Here is a 15,656-nt window from a genome sequence, read left to right as displayed (position 1 = left end):
TCTCCGTCACCGTCGGTAGGGCAGACCATACCGGGCGCCACGGAATCCGTGGGGTCCGGTAGTTTCAGGCTGTGATCGAGCGACAGCAGGCCGAGCAACTCGCCGCCGTCTGGGCGCAGCGGGATTCCGAACGCCTGGGATTCCCGTGCTCGCCGGTGGTGGAGGAGTTCGACCTGGGCTACCTGATCACCTCACGAGTGTCGACCGACGCCCGCGCCCTCCCCGGCGACCTGCCCACGACCGTCGTGGACAAGGAGACCGGCGAGGTGTCGACCTGGCCACGGCTGCCCTTCCCCGCGGTCGCGCAGCTGTTCCGCCAACGTCGGCCACCGGAGCCGCGCGCGCCACGCACGGTCGACCCCGCCGGTCAGCTGCTCCGCGAGCTCACCCGGCTCCCCACCCCCGGTGCTGCCGCGCACCTCACCATCGACGGCCGGGTCCACGTCGCCCACGGGGCGAAGGGAGAGATCGAGCTGCGCCACCACCCGCTCGTCCGGTCCTACCTGGACGGACTGCCGGCCGGTCACCTCGTTCGGGGCGGGGAGCGACACGCCGAGATGATCGTCGTTTCCGACCTGCTGCACGAGCAGGACCACCTCCGGGCCGGCAGCGGCCTTCCCCCGCTGACCTTGGAGGAGGGCCGAGCACTCCTCGACAGGAGTCGGATCGAGTTCTTTCGCATTCGCGAGGCCGGTGATCCGGCTGCTGGCTCGGCAGACCTGCCCTGCGACTCGTGCATCAACTTCCTGGTCCACTTCAACGCGCTGCCCTGGTCCGACCTCGCCTACACCGAGGAGTGGCTGTCGGAGGCGCAGACCTACCCCGAGCCGGGACGCTTTCCGCAACCCGTCACCGACGCTTTGGTGCTTGCCGGCTGGCGTCCTCACTTCGGTGACGAGGTACTGGCCGCCGCATCCATCCGCGAGGTCACCGCCGTAGCCGGCAGCGCGCACTCCCATCCGACCTTCCCGGCTGCCGTGTCGACCCTCACCTCGTTTCCCGGGCTCGTGACGGGACGCAAGGGGCCAGGTCAGCAGGTGTGGATCTCCCGCTTCAACATCCGTCCCCGCCAGGTCGCCCACACCGCCGACACCCTCGCCGATTTCGGCGCGGTGCTCGGCGTCCGGCTGTTCCCGCTCGGCACCGAGCGTGGCGACAGCATCATCGCGGTCGACGAGCAGGGGCGAATCTTCGCGCTCGACCAGGCCGGTGAGTGGTTCCTCGGCCCGGACATCGACGCCGCCCTCACCACTCTCCTGCTCGGCCGCGCTCCCGCCCACGTGCGCAACGACGGCACCTGGTGACCGTGGTCCGGCCCCGACCGCAGGCTGCGGTCGGGGCCGGACAGCACTAGCCGGGGTCCGGATCAGGTGACCGGATGGATGTCCATCCAGTAGGCCCGGTCGTGCGGTTGGTAGTCGACCACGTCGATGGTGATCGCATCGCCGCTCATCACCGCGTAGAACTGGATGTTGATCGGCACCCGGGTCTCCTCGAACCAGGACCAGCTGGAGAAGACCGGCAGGGAGAACACGATGTCGAACTTGCCGAGGTAGCCCGCCGAACTCCAGGTGTTGCCGTCCCCGCGGGTCTGTGTTCGGACGATCGACGTGTTGTCGATGGTGTTGCCCATAACCTTGCCGAGTGAACTGCTCACCTCGTTCTTGACCTCGGCGGACCAGAGCAACGGCTCCCGTCCACGGCAGATCTCGAAGTGGTAGTCGATGTAGCCCAGGTGCAGGTCGTTGACCGTCGGCTCGGCGCGGAAGGTCTGGAACAGGCACTCCCGGGTGGCGTCCAGCTTGTACGAGGCGAGCTGCACCGGGTTCTCCGCGGTGGCGTCACTGGTGTGCGACATGGCGGCGTCGTTGACCGGCGCGACGACCGCGAAGACGTTCTCATGGGTCGGACCCGGGCTGGACGGATCCCACGGCCCGACGACCGAGACCTTGTTGCCCCAGTTCCCCTCGACCGTGACGATCTTGCCGTCGTCCAGCACGTACGCGACCACACCGATGTGGTTGCTCTGCCCCGGGCCGCTGCCGAAGAGCACCAGGTCGCCAGGCCGGATGTTGGTCTTCGAGCGGAGCAGGCCACGCTGCTTGCCCCACCAGTAGAAGTCACCGCTGTACGGCAGGTAGACGTTGATGCCGGCCTGCCGCCACGTCCAGCTGGCGAACATCGAGCACCACGGGTCACCGCACTTGACCCCGCTGAGGCCGTACGGGTTGCAGTTGTCGCCCCACTCCTCGGTGCCGATCTGGCCGGTGGCCGCGCTCACGATGGCGTCACGGATCTTGGTGGCCGTCACGCTGCCGGTCCCCGGCGTCCCCGGCACCGTCGGATTGCCTGACCCGCCGGTGGGCTTCGGGTCGCTGTCACACCGGCTCAGCACGATGTCCGTGTAGCCGGTGTAGACGTAGTAATCGGCCACCCAGAGCCCGTCGCTGGTGAAGTCCCAGACCGCCGAGCCACCGTAGTTGAACTCTCCGTACGCCTGGCAGACGATGGTGAGATAGCTGCCGCCGGGGTACTTGTCCTCCACCCGGGACGCCGACAGGCTCTTGGCGTGATAGCCGTTCAGCGTCGTCTTGGCCAGGTAGCGGCCGTTGCCGCCACCGGACGGCCCGTCGCCGTCGCACCGGCTCATCACGATCCCGGTGGAGTTGGTCTTGACGTAGTAGTCGGCCACCCAGAGCCCGTCGCTGGTGTAGTCCCAGACCGTCGAGCCACCGTAATTGGCCTCGCCGTACGCCTGGCACATCACCGTCACGTAACTGCCGTCGGCGTACCTGTCCTCCACCCGGGACGCCGACAGGCTCTTGGCGTGGTAGCCGTTCAGCGTCGCCTTGGCCAGGAACTGCTGCCCGCCACCGGCGTTGGCCCCGCCGCCGCCGATCCCGATCGACGAGCAGGTCGGCACGCCGGGGATCCGTCCGTCGGTGCCGGTGGTGACGTAGGCATCGGGGATCCAGTAGCCGCCTGTGGTGCGGTCCCACAGCGTGCTGCCGCCGTACGACTCGCCGTAGTCCTGGCAGGTCAGGTAAATGGTGCTCCCGGCCAGATAGGCGTCGGTGCGTACCCGGTCGCTCACCACGGCACTGCCGCGGCCGTCGAGGTCCACCTTCGCGGTGTACGGCCCGAAGATTCCACCCACTCCGGAGTGCCCGTCGATGCCCAGGGCGAGGCAGCGGGGCACCCCGCTGACGAACCCGTCGGTGCCGGTCTTCACGTAGGTGTCCGGGATCCAGTACCCGTCGGTGGTGTAGTCCCAGGTGGTGCTGCCGCCGACCGCCGGGCCGGTGTCCTGGCAGCGCAGCAGGATCGGGTCGCCGGTGAGGTAGGCGTCCGTCTTGATCCGGTCGTTGGGGTCCATGCTGCCCCGGCCGTCGATGTCGACCTTCGCCGGGTAGGGCCCGGGGCCGGTGGCCGCGTACGCGGCGGTGCCACCGGCCACCGTGGCCGTGGCGGCGCAGACCAGCGTCGCCAGCAGGGTCGCCAGCGCGCGGCGGCCCGTTCGTCGTCGTGCCGTCAAAATGTCTCTCTCCCTCGTCATCGCGTACGGGTGGTCGGGGTCGTCAACCCTGTCCGCCGGGGATCAGCCGCGCCGGGCCGCTGACTGCCAGGCGCTGTCCCGGCTGCGGTTGGCGACGGCGCGGTACGGGTTGGCCGGGGCGGCGGTGTAAGGGTGGTGGCCGGCGGTCACCGGCCGTTCGGCCCGGGATGCGGGCCGGCGCAGTCTCATGTCTCCTCCGAAGTGGTCGGCACCTTGCACCGAGGCAGGCGATGGGGCGCGGTGGGCGGCTGGATGCCGCACTGCGCCGGCATCCGATGCCTGTCTAGGACCCCGGGCCGTTCTCCAACAGGGAGTCGGACGCCGATCAATCAATTTCGTACAATCCGAGCGGTGCGCGGCACTCCCGGCCCGAGCGGGTGCGGGCCGGCGTCGAAAGGAGAGCACGTGGCCCGCCGGGAACGCCCTCTCGATCCCACCACCGGCCCCCTTCCCCGCTTCGCACACGGGCTACGCGAGCTGCGAGTTGCCGCCGGCAACCCGACGTACCGGTCGATGGCCCGGCTGGCCGGGTTCAGTGCGACAACCCTCTCCGAGGCGGCGGCGGGCACCCGGCGACCGAGCCTGGACGTGGTGCTCGCCTACGTCGGTGCCTGCGGCGGCGACGCGGCGGAGTGGCGTGCCCGGTGGCAGCAGCTCGACGCCGTGCTGCGCGAGTCGGAAGCGTCCGCCCGGATGGCAGAGGATGCGGCGACAGATCAGCCCGAACCGTCCGGTCGGACAGCGGCGACAGCCGGGGCAGACGGTGCGGAACCGTCCGCCGACCTCGGCCGGGCACGGCGGCGGCAGCTTGTCATGGCGGCGGCCACGGCGATGGTGCTGGCCGCTGGTGTCGCCGTCGCCGCCGCCGTCGCCGCCACGGGAGGCACATCGGCCGAAGCCGGCCGGCACCCGTCGGCCGGGTCCACGACGGCACCGGCCGCCAGGCCGGACTGCCTGCCGGCCGGTGCCGGGCCAGCCGTCTTCACGGGCTCCACGTACGCGGGCACAACGCGGATCCGTGCCGCCGTCACCCTCAACGCTCCCCTGGTGGCGACCGTGCCGGCGGGCTGCCAGCTCGCCTTCACCGGTTTCTGCCTCGGCGCGATGGTCTTTGACATGACCGCCGGCAGCCCGGACGTCCGCTGGTTCATGGTGTCCGGCGGCGGGGTGGTGGCCTCCGGCGTCGTACACGGAAACCCGCCGCCCGAAGCGGTCCCCTCGCCGTGTCCCGGGGGCCGTCCGGCGCCCACCGACATCCGGTTGCGGGCCACTCGACAGGGGAGCGAATGGCGGCTGCGGGCGACCGGCACCCACGTGGACATCGTCGGCTTCGCGGCCCGCTACCCCGCCGACCCGGCGCTCCCCGACCGGGTGACGTGGCACCAGATCGCCATGACGGAGCGGAGCGGGGGCACGTTCGAGACACCGTGGCAGCCCGATCGGCTGCCCGCGCCGCTGCCGACCGGCACTCCGGTGCTGCTGGCGGCGGTGGCCTGCCTCGGTGGCGACGGCCCGACCCAGGTCCTCGACCTCGGGCGGACCACGGGCGGGCAGTTCACCGGGCTCGCTCCGGCGACGTTGGGCGTCGAGGACCGTACCGCCGCCGCCCGGGCGGCCTGCCGCTACCCGGACGGGTAGCCACCGCTGGCCGTTTCCGGGGCCGGAGGGCCCGGCGTTACAGCGCCAGCCCGGTCAGGACCGTGACCCGCGGCTCGGTGTAGTCCTCCATCGCGCTGCGCAGCCCTTCCCGGCCGACGCCGGAGCCCTTCACCCCGCCGTACGGCATCTGATCGGCCCGGTACGACGGCACGTCCCCGACGATCACCCCGCCGACCTCCAGCGTCCGGGAGGCGAGGAAGGCGGTCTGCAGATTGTGCGTGAAGACGCCGGCCTGCAACCCGTACGCGGAGTCGTTGACGGCGGCGAACGCGGCCTGGTCGTCGGCGACCGGGGCGACCACCAGCACCGGCCCGAACACCTCCTCCCGACAGACCCTGGCCGACGCCGGCACGCCGGAGAGCACGGTCGGCGGGTAGGTGGCGCCGTCCCGGCGTCCGCCGACCTCGATGGTGGCCCCGGCGGCGACCGCCTCGTCCACCCACTCCTCGACCCGGCGCGCCGCGTCCTCGGAGACCAGCGGCCCGACGTCGGTCAACTCCGAGGCGGGGTCCCCGGTGCGCAACTCCTGCACCGCGGCGACCAGCCGGGGCAGGAAGCCGTCGTAGAGCCATTCGTGCACGTAGACGCGCTGGACGGCGATGCACGACTGCCCGGCCTGGTAGTTGGAGAAGGTGGCGATCCGGTGCGCGGCGAAGGTCAGGTCCTCGTCGGACGACCAGTCCTCGCAGATCACCGCGGCCGCGTTGCCGCCCAGTTCAAGGGTGACGTGCTTCTCCGGGGCGGCCCGCCGGATGGCCGCGCCGACCGGCCCGGAGCCGGTGAACGACACCACCGGCAGCCGGGGGTCGGCGACCAGTTCGGCGGCCCGCTCGTTGGGCAGCGGCAGCACCGAGAAGACCCCCTCGGGCAGCCCGGTCTCGGCCAGGATCTCGCCGAGCAGCAGCGCCGACAGCGGGGTGGCCGGGGCGGGCTTCACGACGATGGGCGCGCCGACGGCGATGGCCGGGGCGACCTTGTGCGCGACCAGGTTGAGCGGGAAGTTGAACGGCGCGATGCCCAGCACGGGGCCCCGGGGCACCCGCCGGACCAGCGCGATCCGTCCGGTGGCGGCCGGGTCGGTGTCGAGTCGTTGCAACTCGCCGGAGAAGCGCCGGGCCTCCTCGGCCGCCCACCGGAAGGTGGAGACGGCCCGGCCCACCTCGGCCTTCGCCCACTTGACCGGCTTGCCGTTCTCGGCGGTGATCAGCGCCGCGACCTCGTCGGCCCGTTCGGCGAGCCGGCGGGAGACGTGGTCCAGGGCGGCGGCGCGGACGTGCGCGGGCAGGGCCGCGGCCGCCGCGACCACCCGGGCGGCGGCCGCGACGGCGGCTTCGACCTGGTCGGGCGTGGCGAGGGTGGTACGCCCGACCGTCCGGCCGTCGTACGGGTGGGTGACGGTCAGTTCGCCCGCGCCGTGGGTGGGGCGGCCGGCGACATAGAAGGCTTTCGGCTCCACGTCCGGCAGCGTAGACCACCCGCGCTCGCGCGGAAACAGTTGCTCAAGCCCTTGTCTGCCGCGAATTCAGTAGCCAAGATGGCAGTCAGATTGCGATAACCTCCGCTTCCCCTGCCCCCGGCCACCCTCGGAGACTTCTGATGAGCGATCAGCAGCAGCTGCGCAACTTCGTCAACGGCGAGTACGTCGAACCGGTGGACGGCGGCTACGCCGACCTGATCGACCCGTGCACGGGCGAAGTGTTCGCCCAGGCGCCGGTCTCCGGGGCGGCGGACGTGGACGCGGCCATGAAGGCCGCCGCCGCCGCCTTCGAGGGCTGGCGGGACGCCACTCCCGGTGAGCGGCAGAAGGCGCTGCTCAAGCTCGCCGACGCGGTGGAGGCCCGGGCGGCCGACCTGGTCGACGCGGAGGTGCGCAACACCGGCAAGCCCCGCCAGCTCACCGCCGACGAGGAGCTGCCGCCGGCGGTGGACCAGTTCCGCTTCTTCGCCGGCACCGCGCGGCTGCTGGAGGGGCGCTCGGCCGGCGAGTACATGGCGGGCCACACCTCGTACGTGCGGCGCGAGCCGATCGGCGTCTGCGCCCAGGTCACCCCGTGGAACTACCCGCTGATGATGGCGGTCTGGAAGATCGCCCCGGCCCTCGCGGCCGGCAACACGGTGGTGCTCAAGCCCTCGGACACCACGCCGGTGTCGACGCTCCTGCTGGCCGAGATCGCGTCCGAGTTCCTGCCGCCGGGCGTGTTCAACGTGGTCTGCGGTGATCGGGACACCGGACGCGCGCTGGTCGCCCATCCGACCCCGCAGTTCGTGTCGATCACGGGCTCGACCCGGGCCGGCATGGAGGTCGCCGCCGCGGCGGCCCCGGACCTCAAGCGGACCCATCTGGAACTGGGCGGCAAGGCCCCGGTGGTGATCTTCGACGACGCCGACGTCGCGGCGGCGGCCGAGGCGATCGCGGTGGGCGGCTACTTCAACGCCGGACAGGACTGCACCGCCGCCACCCGGGTGCTGGCCGGCCCCGGCATCCACGACGACTTCGTGGCCGCCCTCGCCGAGCAGGCCCGGAACACGAAGACCGGCGCGCCGGACGACGAGGACGTGCTTTACGGCCCGCTGAACAACGCCAACCAGCTTTCCCGGGTACGCGGGTTCGTGGACCGGCTGCCCGACCACGCGAGCATCGAGACCGGCGGCTCGCAGCTCGGCGAGCGCGGTTACTTCTACGCCCCGACCGTGGTATCCGGGGTACGCCAGCAGGACGAGATCATCCAGGACGAGGTGTTCGGCCCGGTCATCACGGTGCAGCGGTTCTCCGTTGAGGACGAGGCGGTGCGCTGGGCCAACGGCGTGGACTACGGCCTGTCCGCCTCGGTGTGGACGAAGGACCACGGCCGGGCGATGCGGATGACCCGCCGGCTCGACTTCGGCTGCGTCTGGGTGAACACCCACATCCCGTTCGTCTCGGAGATGCCGCACGGCGGCTTCAAGCACTCCGGGCACGGCAAGGACCTCTCGGTCTACAGCCTGGAGGACTACACCCGGATCAAGCACGTCATGCACAACATCGAGGGCTGATGGCCATGGCTTCCTCCGACGAGCTGCACAAGCGGCGCGGGGCGGCGGTCGCCCGGGGCGTCGGCAGCACGATCACCTCGTACGTGGACCGCGCGGGCGGCGGCACGATCACCGACGTCGACGGGCGGGAGTGGATCGACTTCGCCGCCGGCATCGCGGTCACCAACGTGGGCAACTCCGCCCCCAGGGTGGTCGCGGCGGTGCGGGCGCAGGTCGAACGCTTCACCCACACCTGCTTCATGGTCGCCCCGTACGAGTCGTACGTGGCGGTCTGCGAGCAGCTCAACGCGCTCACCCCGGGCGGCTTCGAGAAGCGTTCGGCGCTGTTCAACTCGGGCGCCGAGGCGGTGGAGAACGCCGTCAAGATCGCCCGGCACGCGACCGGGCGGCCCGCGGTGGTGGTCTTCGACCACGCGTACCACGGTCGGACCAACCTGACCATGGCGCTGACCGCGAAGAACATGCCGTACAAGCACCGGTTCGGACCGTTCGCCGGGGAGATCTACCGGGTGCCGATGTCGTACCCGCTGCGCGACGGCGGGCTGGACGGGGCGGCCGCGGCGGCCCGGGCGATCGAGATGGTGGAGAAACAGGTCGGTGCGGAGAACGTGGCCGCGCTGCTGATCGAGCCGATCCAGGGCGAGGGTGGTTTCGTCGTACCGGCCGACGGGTTCCTGCCGGCGCTGCGCGAGTGGGCGACGGCCGCCGGGGTGGTCTTCATCGCCGACGAGATCCAGACCGGGTTCTGCCGCACCGGCGACTGGTTCGCCTGCCAGCACGAGGGCGTCGAACCGGACCTGATCACGCTGGCCAAGGGCATCGCCGGCGGCCTGCCGCTGGCGGCGGTGACCGGCCGGGCGGAGCTGATGGACGCGGTGCACGTCGGTGGCCTCGGCGGCACGTACGGGGGCAACCCGATCGCCTGCGCGGCCGCCCTGGCCGCCATCGAGACCATGCACGAGCTGGACCTGGCGGCCGCCGCCCGGCGGATCGGCCAGGTGATGGGCGACCGGCTGCGGGCGATCGCCGCCCGTGACCCGCGCATCGCCGAGGTGCGCGGCCGGGGCGCGATGCTCGCGGTCGAGCTGGTGCAGCCGGGCACCCGCACCCCGGATCCGGCCGCCACGGCGACGATCTCGGCGGCCTGCCACGCCGCGGGCCTGCTCACCCTCACCTGCGGCACGTACGGCAACGTGCTGCGCTTCCTGCCCCCGCTCGTCATCTCGGACGACCAGCTGGGCCGCGGCCTGGACATCCTGGAGGCCGCCTTCGGCTGACCACCCGGTCAGCCTCCTTTCGTGGAACACCATGGGCGTCGATCTCCCCCAGGTGCCGCCCATGGTGTTCCACCCACCGCCGTGACCGGCGTCGCCGGGTACGGGGAGGTGTCGCGCCCTGCATCGCGCGACACCGGCCGCTACAGGCAGATCCAGCAGTACGCGTCGCACCGGCGTGAGCTCGTCTCCCGGGCCGTGGCCGGCGGCGGTTCGCGCCTGGTCGGGGTGGCCGCGAAGCACTCCGTCAGGAGGCCCACCCGAGGCACGCCACGGTCCACGCCCGACATCTCCGTCCCGATGGGCACCGCAACGACCAATCCTGCCCTATAGTCCTACTGTCATAGGACAATAGAGGGAGATGCCGTGATCGAGTTCGTACTGGACGCTCGGTCCAAGGTGAACACCTACGTGCAGTTGATCCAGCAGGTGAAACAGGCCCTGCGGGTGGGGCTGCTGGTGCCCGGCGACCAGCTGCCCAAGGTCCGCACCGTGGCGCAGGCGCTGGCGATCAACCCGAACACGGTGCTGAAGGCGTACCGGGAGTTGGAGATCGAGGGCCTGGTGGAGGGACGGCCCGGGGTGGGCACGTTCGTCCGCCGCACGCTCGGCGGCCCGGCCCTGGCCGACCAGGCCGAGCTGCGCGCGGAGCTGGTGGCCTGGCTGCGCCGCGCCCGTGCCGCCGGGCTCACCCCGGAGGACGTCACCGCCCTGGTCGAGACCACCCTGCGGGCCACGCTCGCCGCCGAGGCGGCAGCCACCCGGCCCGCGGCAGCCCGATGAGAGGAAGCCCCATGGAGATCGCGCTGGAGGCCGACCGGCTCGGCAAACGGTACGGGCGGCGGTGGGCGTTGCAGGACTGCTCGCTCCGCCTGCCCGCCGGCCGGATCGCCGGACTCGTCGGCCCCAACGGTGCCGGCAAGAGCACCCTGTTGCACCTCGCCGTCGGGCTGCTCGACCCGGACGCGGGCGAGGTGCGGATCTTCAACCGCTCGCCGTACGACAATCCGGCGGTCCTGCCCGAGATCGGCTTCGTCGCCCAGGACACCCCGCTCTACCGCGACTTCACCGCGGCCGAGCTGGTCCAGTTGGGCGGCCGGATGAACCGGCGTTGGGACGCGGCGCTGGCCCGGGAACGGCTGGCCCAGCTCGGCATCCCGCCGAAGCTGCCGGTCGGCAAGCTCTCCGGTGGGCAGCGCGCCCAGGTTGCCCTGGCCCTGGCCCTGGCCAAACGGCCGCGGCTGCTGCTGCTGGACGAGCCGGTCGCCAGCCTCGACCCGTTGGCCCGCCGCGAGTTTCTCCAGTCGCTGATGGGCAGCGTCGCGGAGTCCGGGACCACCGTCCTGCTCTCCTCGCACCTGCTCGCCGACCTGGAACGGGTCTGCGACCATCTCATCGTCCTGCACGCCTCCCGGGTACGGCTCGAAGGCGCGGTCGACGACCTGGTCGCCGCGCACCGGCAGTTGGTCGGACCGCGGCACCTCGGCGAGCCGATCGCCGGGGTGGCAGCCGTGCTGCGGGCCAGCCACACCGGCCGCCAATCCACTCTCCTGGCCCGGGTCGACGGGGTGGTCGACCCGGAGTGGACGGTGCACGACGTGGGCCTGGAGGACGTCATCCTGGCGTACCTCGACGACGGTGAGACCACATCCCGCCGCACGGAGTGGGGGGTGCCCGCGTGATCTGGCTGGCCTGGCGGCAGCACCGCAAACAGCTGTTGGTCACCTTCATCGGGTTCGCGGCGCTCGCCGCGCTGATGATCCCGATCGGGCTGTCGATGCGCCACACGTTCGCCGACCTCGGGCTACCGGACTGCGTCCGTCAGCTGGCCCGCAGCGACGTGGCCCCGCAGACGGTGGACACCTGCGAGGGCGCGTTCCGCCAGTTCACCAACCGGTACGGCAGCCTGAACCTGGTAGCCGTTCTGCTGCTCGTGCTGCCGATGCTGGTCGGCCTGTTCTGGGGCGCCCCGCTGGTCGCCCGGGAGGTGGAGCAGGGCACGCACCGGTTCGCCTGGACCCAGGGCGTCGGCCGGCGGCACTGGGCGCTGGTGAAGTTCGGGCTGGTCGTCGCGGTCACGCTGACCGCCGCCGTCTGCTACGGGCTGGGCATGTCGTGGTGGGTCGACCCACTGACCCACGCGGCACGCGAGGGCCGGCTCGGCTTCATCGTCTTCGACCTGCAGGGCGTCGCCCCGATCGGCTACAGCCTCTTCGCCGTGGCGCTCGGCGTCTTCGCCGGCACCGTCTGGCGGCGGATGCTGCCCGCCATGACCGTCACCCTCGTCGGATTCGTCGGGGTGCGGGCGGCCGTGGCGGTCCTGGCCAGGCCGCACTACCAGCCTGCCCGAACCCTCACGTTCCCGGTGACGGGGGACGGCCCGTTGGCGCAGGGCCGCGGCGACTGGGTCCTCTCCAGCGGGGTCCGCGACGCCGACGGCAGGATGGTGGCACCCGACGCCCAGATCATGTGTCCGCCCGGCGCCAAGGGACCGGGCGGCGGTGCGTGCGGGGCGGAGTTGGGAATCCACCCCGGCGCCTACAACTGGCAGCTCTACCAGCCGGCCGACCGGTTCTGGCTGTTCCAGGGCATCGAGACCGGCATCTTCGTGGCCCTCGCCGCCGCCCTGCTCTACCTCGCCCTCCGCCGGATCCGCCGCATCGCCTAGCGCCTGGCACTCAGGTGGCACGCCAGGGAGGTCATCCCGCACCGGAGACCTCCATGGCGTTCCACCCGGTCAGCGGAGCAACTCCACCGTGTTGCGGCGGACCAGATTCTTGCCGGGCTCGCGGATGGCGTCCATCGCGGCGGCGTTGAGCAGCACACAACTGCCCGACGGCCCGGTCACTGTCACGGTCACCGCCCGGCCGTTGTCCAGGTTGGTCACCCGCAGCCGGGCGCCCACCGGGAACCGGCCACTGGCGGCGGCCGGCGCCCCGCCCTCGGCCGAGAAGGTGATCGCTCCGGTGCAGGCGCTGCCGCCGGCCGGCGCGCCGGCACCGGGCCGGGCGTCGCCCGGGCGGGTGTCGCCACCGGCCGGGGCGCCGGCGCCCGGTCGGCCCGGCGACCCGGCGTCGAGGGGCTCGACCACGTTGCGGCGGATCACGTTCCTGCCCGGCTCGCGGACCAGGTCCATCGCGGCGGCGTTGAGCAGCACACAGCTGCCCGACGGTCCGGTCACCACCACCGTCACCGCCTTGCCGTTGTCCAGGTTGGTCACCCGCAGCCGGGTGCCCACCGGAAACCGGTCACTGGTCGCCGCCGGGGCCCCACCCTCGGCCGAGAAGGTCACCGAGCCCTGGCACACGCTCGGCCGGGGCGAGGTGGTGTCGGCGAAACCCAGCCCCGTGCCGACCGCCACCACCGCCGCGGCGACCGCCGCCACACCACCCGCCAGTACGTGCGTCCGCTGCACCCTCACCGCAACTCCTGTCGTTCGCCTGGGTTGACCACGCCGGCTGGTACGGCGTGGGAGCGCTGCATCGTTCAACACGACCCGACCGGAGGACAATCTTGATTTTTATCCGCTTACCGCCTATTTGTGACGTCTGATGGCCTCTGCGGCTCCTCCTACCGACAGAGGCTTCCTGATGACTCGCATCCCACCCGCCGCCCGGGCCGGCCCGGCCGGGTGACCGGCAACGACCCGCTCAGCCACGCCGTCTTCCCGGTGGCCCGGCACGGACCGGCGAAGGTCCGGCGGCACCCCGGCCAACGGGCCGGGCTGAGCGCTCTACGGACCGGTCCGGGCGGTGGAGGTGCGCCCCGCCCGGACCGGTCGACCCGTCAGTCGCGCCGGATGCCCAGCGTGCTGCGCTCCGGCAGCATCCCGGTGGCCACCACCGCCCCGGTCAGCGGGGCGACGAGCTGGGCGAACCGGCCGACCGCGGGACCGAGCGCCCGCCACGGAGCGGCGGCCAGTTCGTCCGTACGCCGCTCGACCTCGTCGCGGAGCCGCCAGCCGGCGTCGGTGGCGGCACCGTCGGCGTCGACCAGGCCGCGGGCGGCGAGCCGCTCGCGGGCGGCGGCCCACTCCTCCCCGGTCCAGCGCCGGCTGGCGAAGACCTCCACCGGGGCGGCACCGACGGCCGCGAAGGAGACCAGCGCCTCGGTCGGGTCGAGCCCGGCGGTGAGCAGCGCCGCGACGTGCCCGTCGCCGCGGTGCTCGCGCAGGATCGTGGCGGCCTGCCAGAGCGCGAGATGCGGCGCGTCCGGCCAGGGCAGGTCAGCGTTGGCCGCGGCCAGCGGACACCCGGCCAGGTCGGCGGCCCGGACGGCCCGGCGGGCCAGCACGGCCGCCTCGGCGAGCTCGGGCGAGTCCACCCGGTCGCCGAGCAGGCGGCGCAGCGCACGGTCCACCCCGGACGTCCGGGCGGCGAGGACCTTGGCCGGCTCGGCGGTGGCCCAGATCGCCGGCAGGTACTCGGCGATCATCCGCGGGCTGAAGCTGTAGTAGGTGGCGGTGACCAGCGCTGGACCGGCCGCGCCGAGCGGCGCCGACCGGAGGGCGAAGTAGCCGGGCCAGCGCTCGTCGGTCGGCAGGCCGAGCGCGGCGGCCTCCTCGGTCAGCTCGGGCGCGTAGTAGACCAGCGCGTGCACGGGCTCGATGAGCTGCCACATCTTCCGGACCATCGTCAGTTCCACGCCAGCCTCCCGGTACGTCATCTTGTCGCTGTCAAGTTTGACCTCGGAACCTTAACTTGTCAATGACAAGATAGGTGCGGCATGGCGCCGGCCCCAGCACGGGAGAACTCACGCCGGTATTGGCGATCACGGGTGAGCTGGGTCACCATGGGCGCGAGGAGGTCGCCGATGGCTGACCCGTGGCTCGCCCTGGAGTTCGGCGCCGATCCGGCGGAGCGGATCGCGCAGGTCGGTGCCGCCCACGAAGCGTTCCTCGCCGGACACGTCACCCCGGACCGGGTCCGGGACGTGGTCCGCCGGTCGTGGGAACGGTCCGCGCTGCTCGACCCGGAGACCACCGCACCGGTCGACCTCACCGACGACGCGCTGGCGAGCTATCGGGCCGCCCATCCGCTGGCCCGGGTGCTGCCGCTCTTCCGCGACCTGCTCGGCGGGATCGCCCAGGACGGCGCGCACCTGATGGCCGTCTGTGACGCGTACGGGCGGCTGCTCTGGGTGGAGGGACATCCGGGCGTGCTCCGGCACGCCGAGCGGATGAACTTCGTGCCCGGCGCCCGGTGGGACGAGGCGCACGCCGGCACCAACGCCCCCGGCACCGCGCTCGCCGTCGACCACAGCGTGCAGATCTTCGCCACCGAACACTTCGTCCGGCCCGTGCAGCGCTGGACCTGCGCCGCCGCCCCGATCCACGACCCGGCCACCGGCCGGCTGCTCGGGGCCGTCGACATCACCGGCGGCGACCACCTGGCCACCCCGCAGAGCCTCGCCCTGGTCCGGGCCACCGCCCGGGCCGCCGAGGCGTTCCTGGCCGCCGCCGCACCGGCCGAGCCCGGCGTGCTGCACGTCGCCGCGCTCGGCCGCGACGAGGCGGAGCTACGGGTCGGCGGCCGGCGGATCCGGCTCGGCCGGCGGCACAGCGAGCTGCTGGTGCTCCTGCTCGACCACCCTGAGGGGCGCACCGGCGAGCAGCTCGGCCTCGACCTCTACGGCGACGACCGGCTGCACCCGGTGACCCTCCGCGCCGAACTCTCCCGGCTGCGCCGGGCGCTCGGCGAGGAACTGCTCGACTCCCGCCCGTACCGGCTGCGGGCGACCGTCCGCGCCGACTTCCGCACCGTCACCGAACTGCTGGAGCGCGGCGACCCGGCGGGGGCGCTCCAGGCGTACGCCGGGCCGTTGCTGCCCGGGTCGGACGCGCCGGGAGTGCGCCGACTGCGCCGCCTCGTCGACGGGCAACTGCGCGCGGCGGTGCTGGCCGCCGCGGACCCGGCGCTGCTCGCCGCCTGGACCGCGACGCCCGCCGGCGCCGACGACCTGACCGCCTGGCAGGCCCTGGCCCGGGCGTTGCCGGTGGGCGCGCCCCGCCGGCCGCTCGCCGTCGCGCGCGCCCACCAGCTCGCCCAGGAGTACGACCTGCCGCGCGCAACGTTCCTGCAACGTCCGCGAAACTAACGTCCCCGCCGTCCACTCCCTGACGGACGGCGGAGGTA

General features: G+C 72.6%; 13 protein-coding genes. 8 read left to right on the top strand and 5 right to left on the bottom strand.

Translation table 11 applies throughout. From position 1 onward, the window contains the following. Positions 1 to 71 precede the first annotated feature (71 nt). Positions 72 to 1,304, top strand: coding sequence for an SUKH-3 domain-containing protein (locus ACL02O_RS15210; RefSeq protein ID WP_412818710.1), 1,233 nt, complete (start codon positions 72 to 74; stop codon positions 1,302 to 1,304). 62 nt (positions 1,305 to 1,366) lie between these two features. Here ACL02O_RS15210 and ACL02O_RS15205 read toward each other — a convergent pair whose 3' ends face one another. Next, positions 1,367 to 3,535, bottom strand: coding sequence for a CHAP domain-containing protein (locus tag ACL02O_RS15205; protein ID WP_412818709.1), 2,169 nt, complete (start codon positions 3,533 to 3,535; stop codon positions 1,367 to 1,369). A gap of 63 nt (positions 3,536 to 3,598) precedes the next feature. Beyond that, the gene (locus ACL02O_RS15200; RefSeq protein WP_412818708.1) at positions 3,599 to 3,745 is read right to left on the bottom strand and encodes a hypothetical protein; all 147 of its coding nucleotides are present in this window, start codon (positions 3,743 to 3,745) and stop codon (positions 3,599 to 3,601) included. Positions 3,746 to 3,961: 216 nt separating this feature from the next. Between ACL02O_RS15200 and ACL02O_RS15195 the strand changes: the two genes are divergently transcribed. Further along, positions 3,962 to 5,194, top strand: coding sequence for a helix-turn-helix domain-containing protein (locus ACL02O_RS15195; RefSeq protein WP_412818707.1), 1,233 nt, complete (start codon positions 3,962 to 3,964; stop codon positions 5,192 to 5,194). Positions 5,195 to 5,231: 37 nt separating this feature from the next. Here ACL02O_RS15195 and ACL02O_RS15190 read toward each other — a convergent pair whose 3' ends face one another. Then, positions 5,232 to 6,671, bottom strand: coding sequence for an aldehyde dehydrogenase family protein (locus ACL02O_RS15190; RefSeq protein ID WP_412818706.1), 1,440 nt, complete (start codon positions 6,669 to 6,671; stop codon positions 5,232 to 5,234). A gap of 140 nt (positions 6,672 to 6,811) precedes the next feature. Here ACL02O_RS15190 and ACL02O_RS15185 point away from each other — a divergent pair, with 140 nt between their 5' ends. The 5 genes from ACL02O_RS15185 (at position 6,812) to ACL02O_RS15165 (ending at position 12,190) form a co-directional block, all read left to right on the top strand. Next, positions 6,812 to 8,248, top strand: a complete 1,437-nt coding sequence (locus ACL02O_RS15185; RefSeq protein ID WP_412818705.1) for a gamma-aminobutyraldehyde dehydrogenase — start codon at positions 6,812 to 6,814, stop codon at positions 8,246 to 8,248. Between the two features lie 5 nt (positions 8,249 to 8,253). Further along, complete coding sequence (gene gabT, locus ACL02O_RS15180) at positions 8,254 to 9,525, top strand: 4-aminobutyrate--2-oxoglutarate transaminase (protein ID WP_412818727.1); 1,272 nt, start codon at positions 8,254 to 8,256, stop codon at positions 9,523 to 9,525. A 363-nt stretch (positions 9,526 to 9,888) separates the two neighbouring features. Further along, entirely contained in the window at positions 9,889 to 10,305 is a 417-nt protein-coding gene (locus ACL02O_RS15175) for a GntR family transcriptional regulator (RefSeq protein WP_412818704.1), read from the top strand. 11 nt (positions 10,306 to 10,316) lie between these two features. Next, complete coding sequence (locus ACL02O_RS15170; RefSeq protein ID WP_412818703.1) at positions 10,317 to 11,204, top strand: ABC transporter ATP-binding protein; 888 nt, start codon at positions 10,317 to 10,319, stop codon at positions 11,202 to 11,204. Continuing rightward, positions 11,201 to 12,190: a transporter gene (locus tag ACL02O_RS15165; RefSeq protein WP_412818702.1), complete on the top strand. Its 990-nt coding sequence runs from the start codon at positions 11,201 to 11,203 to the stop codon at positions 12,188 to 12,190. The genes ACL02O_RS15170 and ACL02O_RS15165 overlap by 4 nt, the downstream gene beginning before the upstream one ends. 69 nt (positions 12,191 to 12,259) lie before the next feature. Here the strand turns inward: ACL02O_RS15165 and ACL02O_RS15160 are convergent, their stop codons facing one another. Next, positions 12,260 to 12,943: a hypothetical protein gene (locus tag ACL02O_RS15160; protein WP_412818701.1), complete on the bottom strand. Its 684-nt coding sequence runs from the start codon at positions 12,941 to 12,943 to the stop codon at positions 12,260 to 12,262. Between the two features lie 365 nt (positions 12,944 to 13,308). Then, a complete protein-coding gene (locus ACL02O_RS15155) occupies positions 13,309 to 14,166 on the bottom strand; it encodes an SCO6745 family protein (protein WP_412818700.1) in 858 nt (285 codons plus the stop codon). Between the two features lie 168 nt (positions 14,167 to 14,334). Between ACL02O_RS15155 and ACL02O_RS15150 the strand changes: the two genes are divergently transcribed. Next, entirely contained in the window at positions 14,335 to 15,618 is a 1,284-nt protein-coding gene (locus ACL02O_RS15150) for a GAF domain-containing protein (protein ID WP_412818699.1), read from the top strand. Positions 15,619 to 15,656 lie beyond the last annotated feature (38 nt).

This window comes from Micromonospora mangrovicola, assembly GCF_047200535.1.
Classification (GTDB): Bacteria; Actinomycetota; Actinomycetes; order Mycobacteriales; family Micromonosporaceae; genus Micromonospora.
The sequence above is the reverse complement of the archived record's forward strand: the minus strand, read 5'-3'. Positions and strand labels throughout refer to the sequence as shown.

Coding starts and splice junctions, on each gene's coding strand:
- ACL02O_RS15200 (WP_412818708.1), bottom strand. CDS start 3,745: ATGAGACTGCGCCGGCCCGCATCCCGGGCCGAACGGCCGGTGACCGCC.
- ACL02O_RS15150 (WP_412818699.1), top strand. CDS start 14,335: ATGGCTGACCCGTGGCTCGCCCTGGAGTTCGGCGCCGATCCGGCGGAG.
- ACL02O_RS15185 (WP_412818705.1), top strand. CDS start 6,812: ATGAGCGATCAGCAGCAGCTGCGCAACTTCGTCAACGGCGAGTACGTC.
- gabT (WP_412818727.1), top strand. CDS start 8,254: ATGGCTTCCTCCGACGAGCTGCACAAGCGGCGCGGGGCGGCGGTCGCC.
- ACL02O_RS15170 (WP_412818703.1), top strand. CDS start 10,317: ATGGAGATCGCGCTGGAGGCCGACCGGCTCGGCAAACGGTACGGGCGG.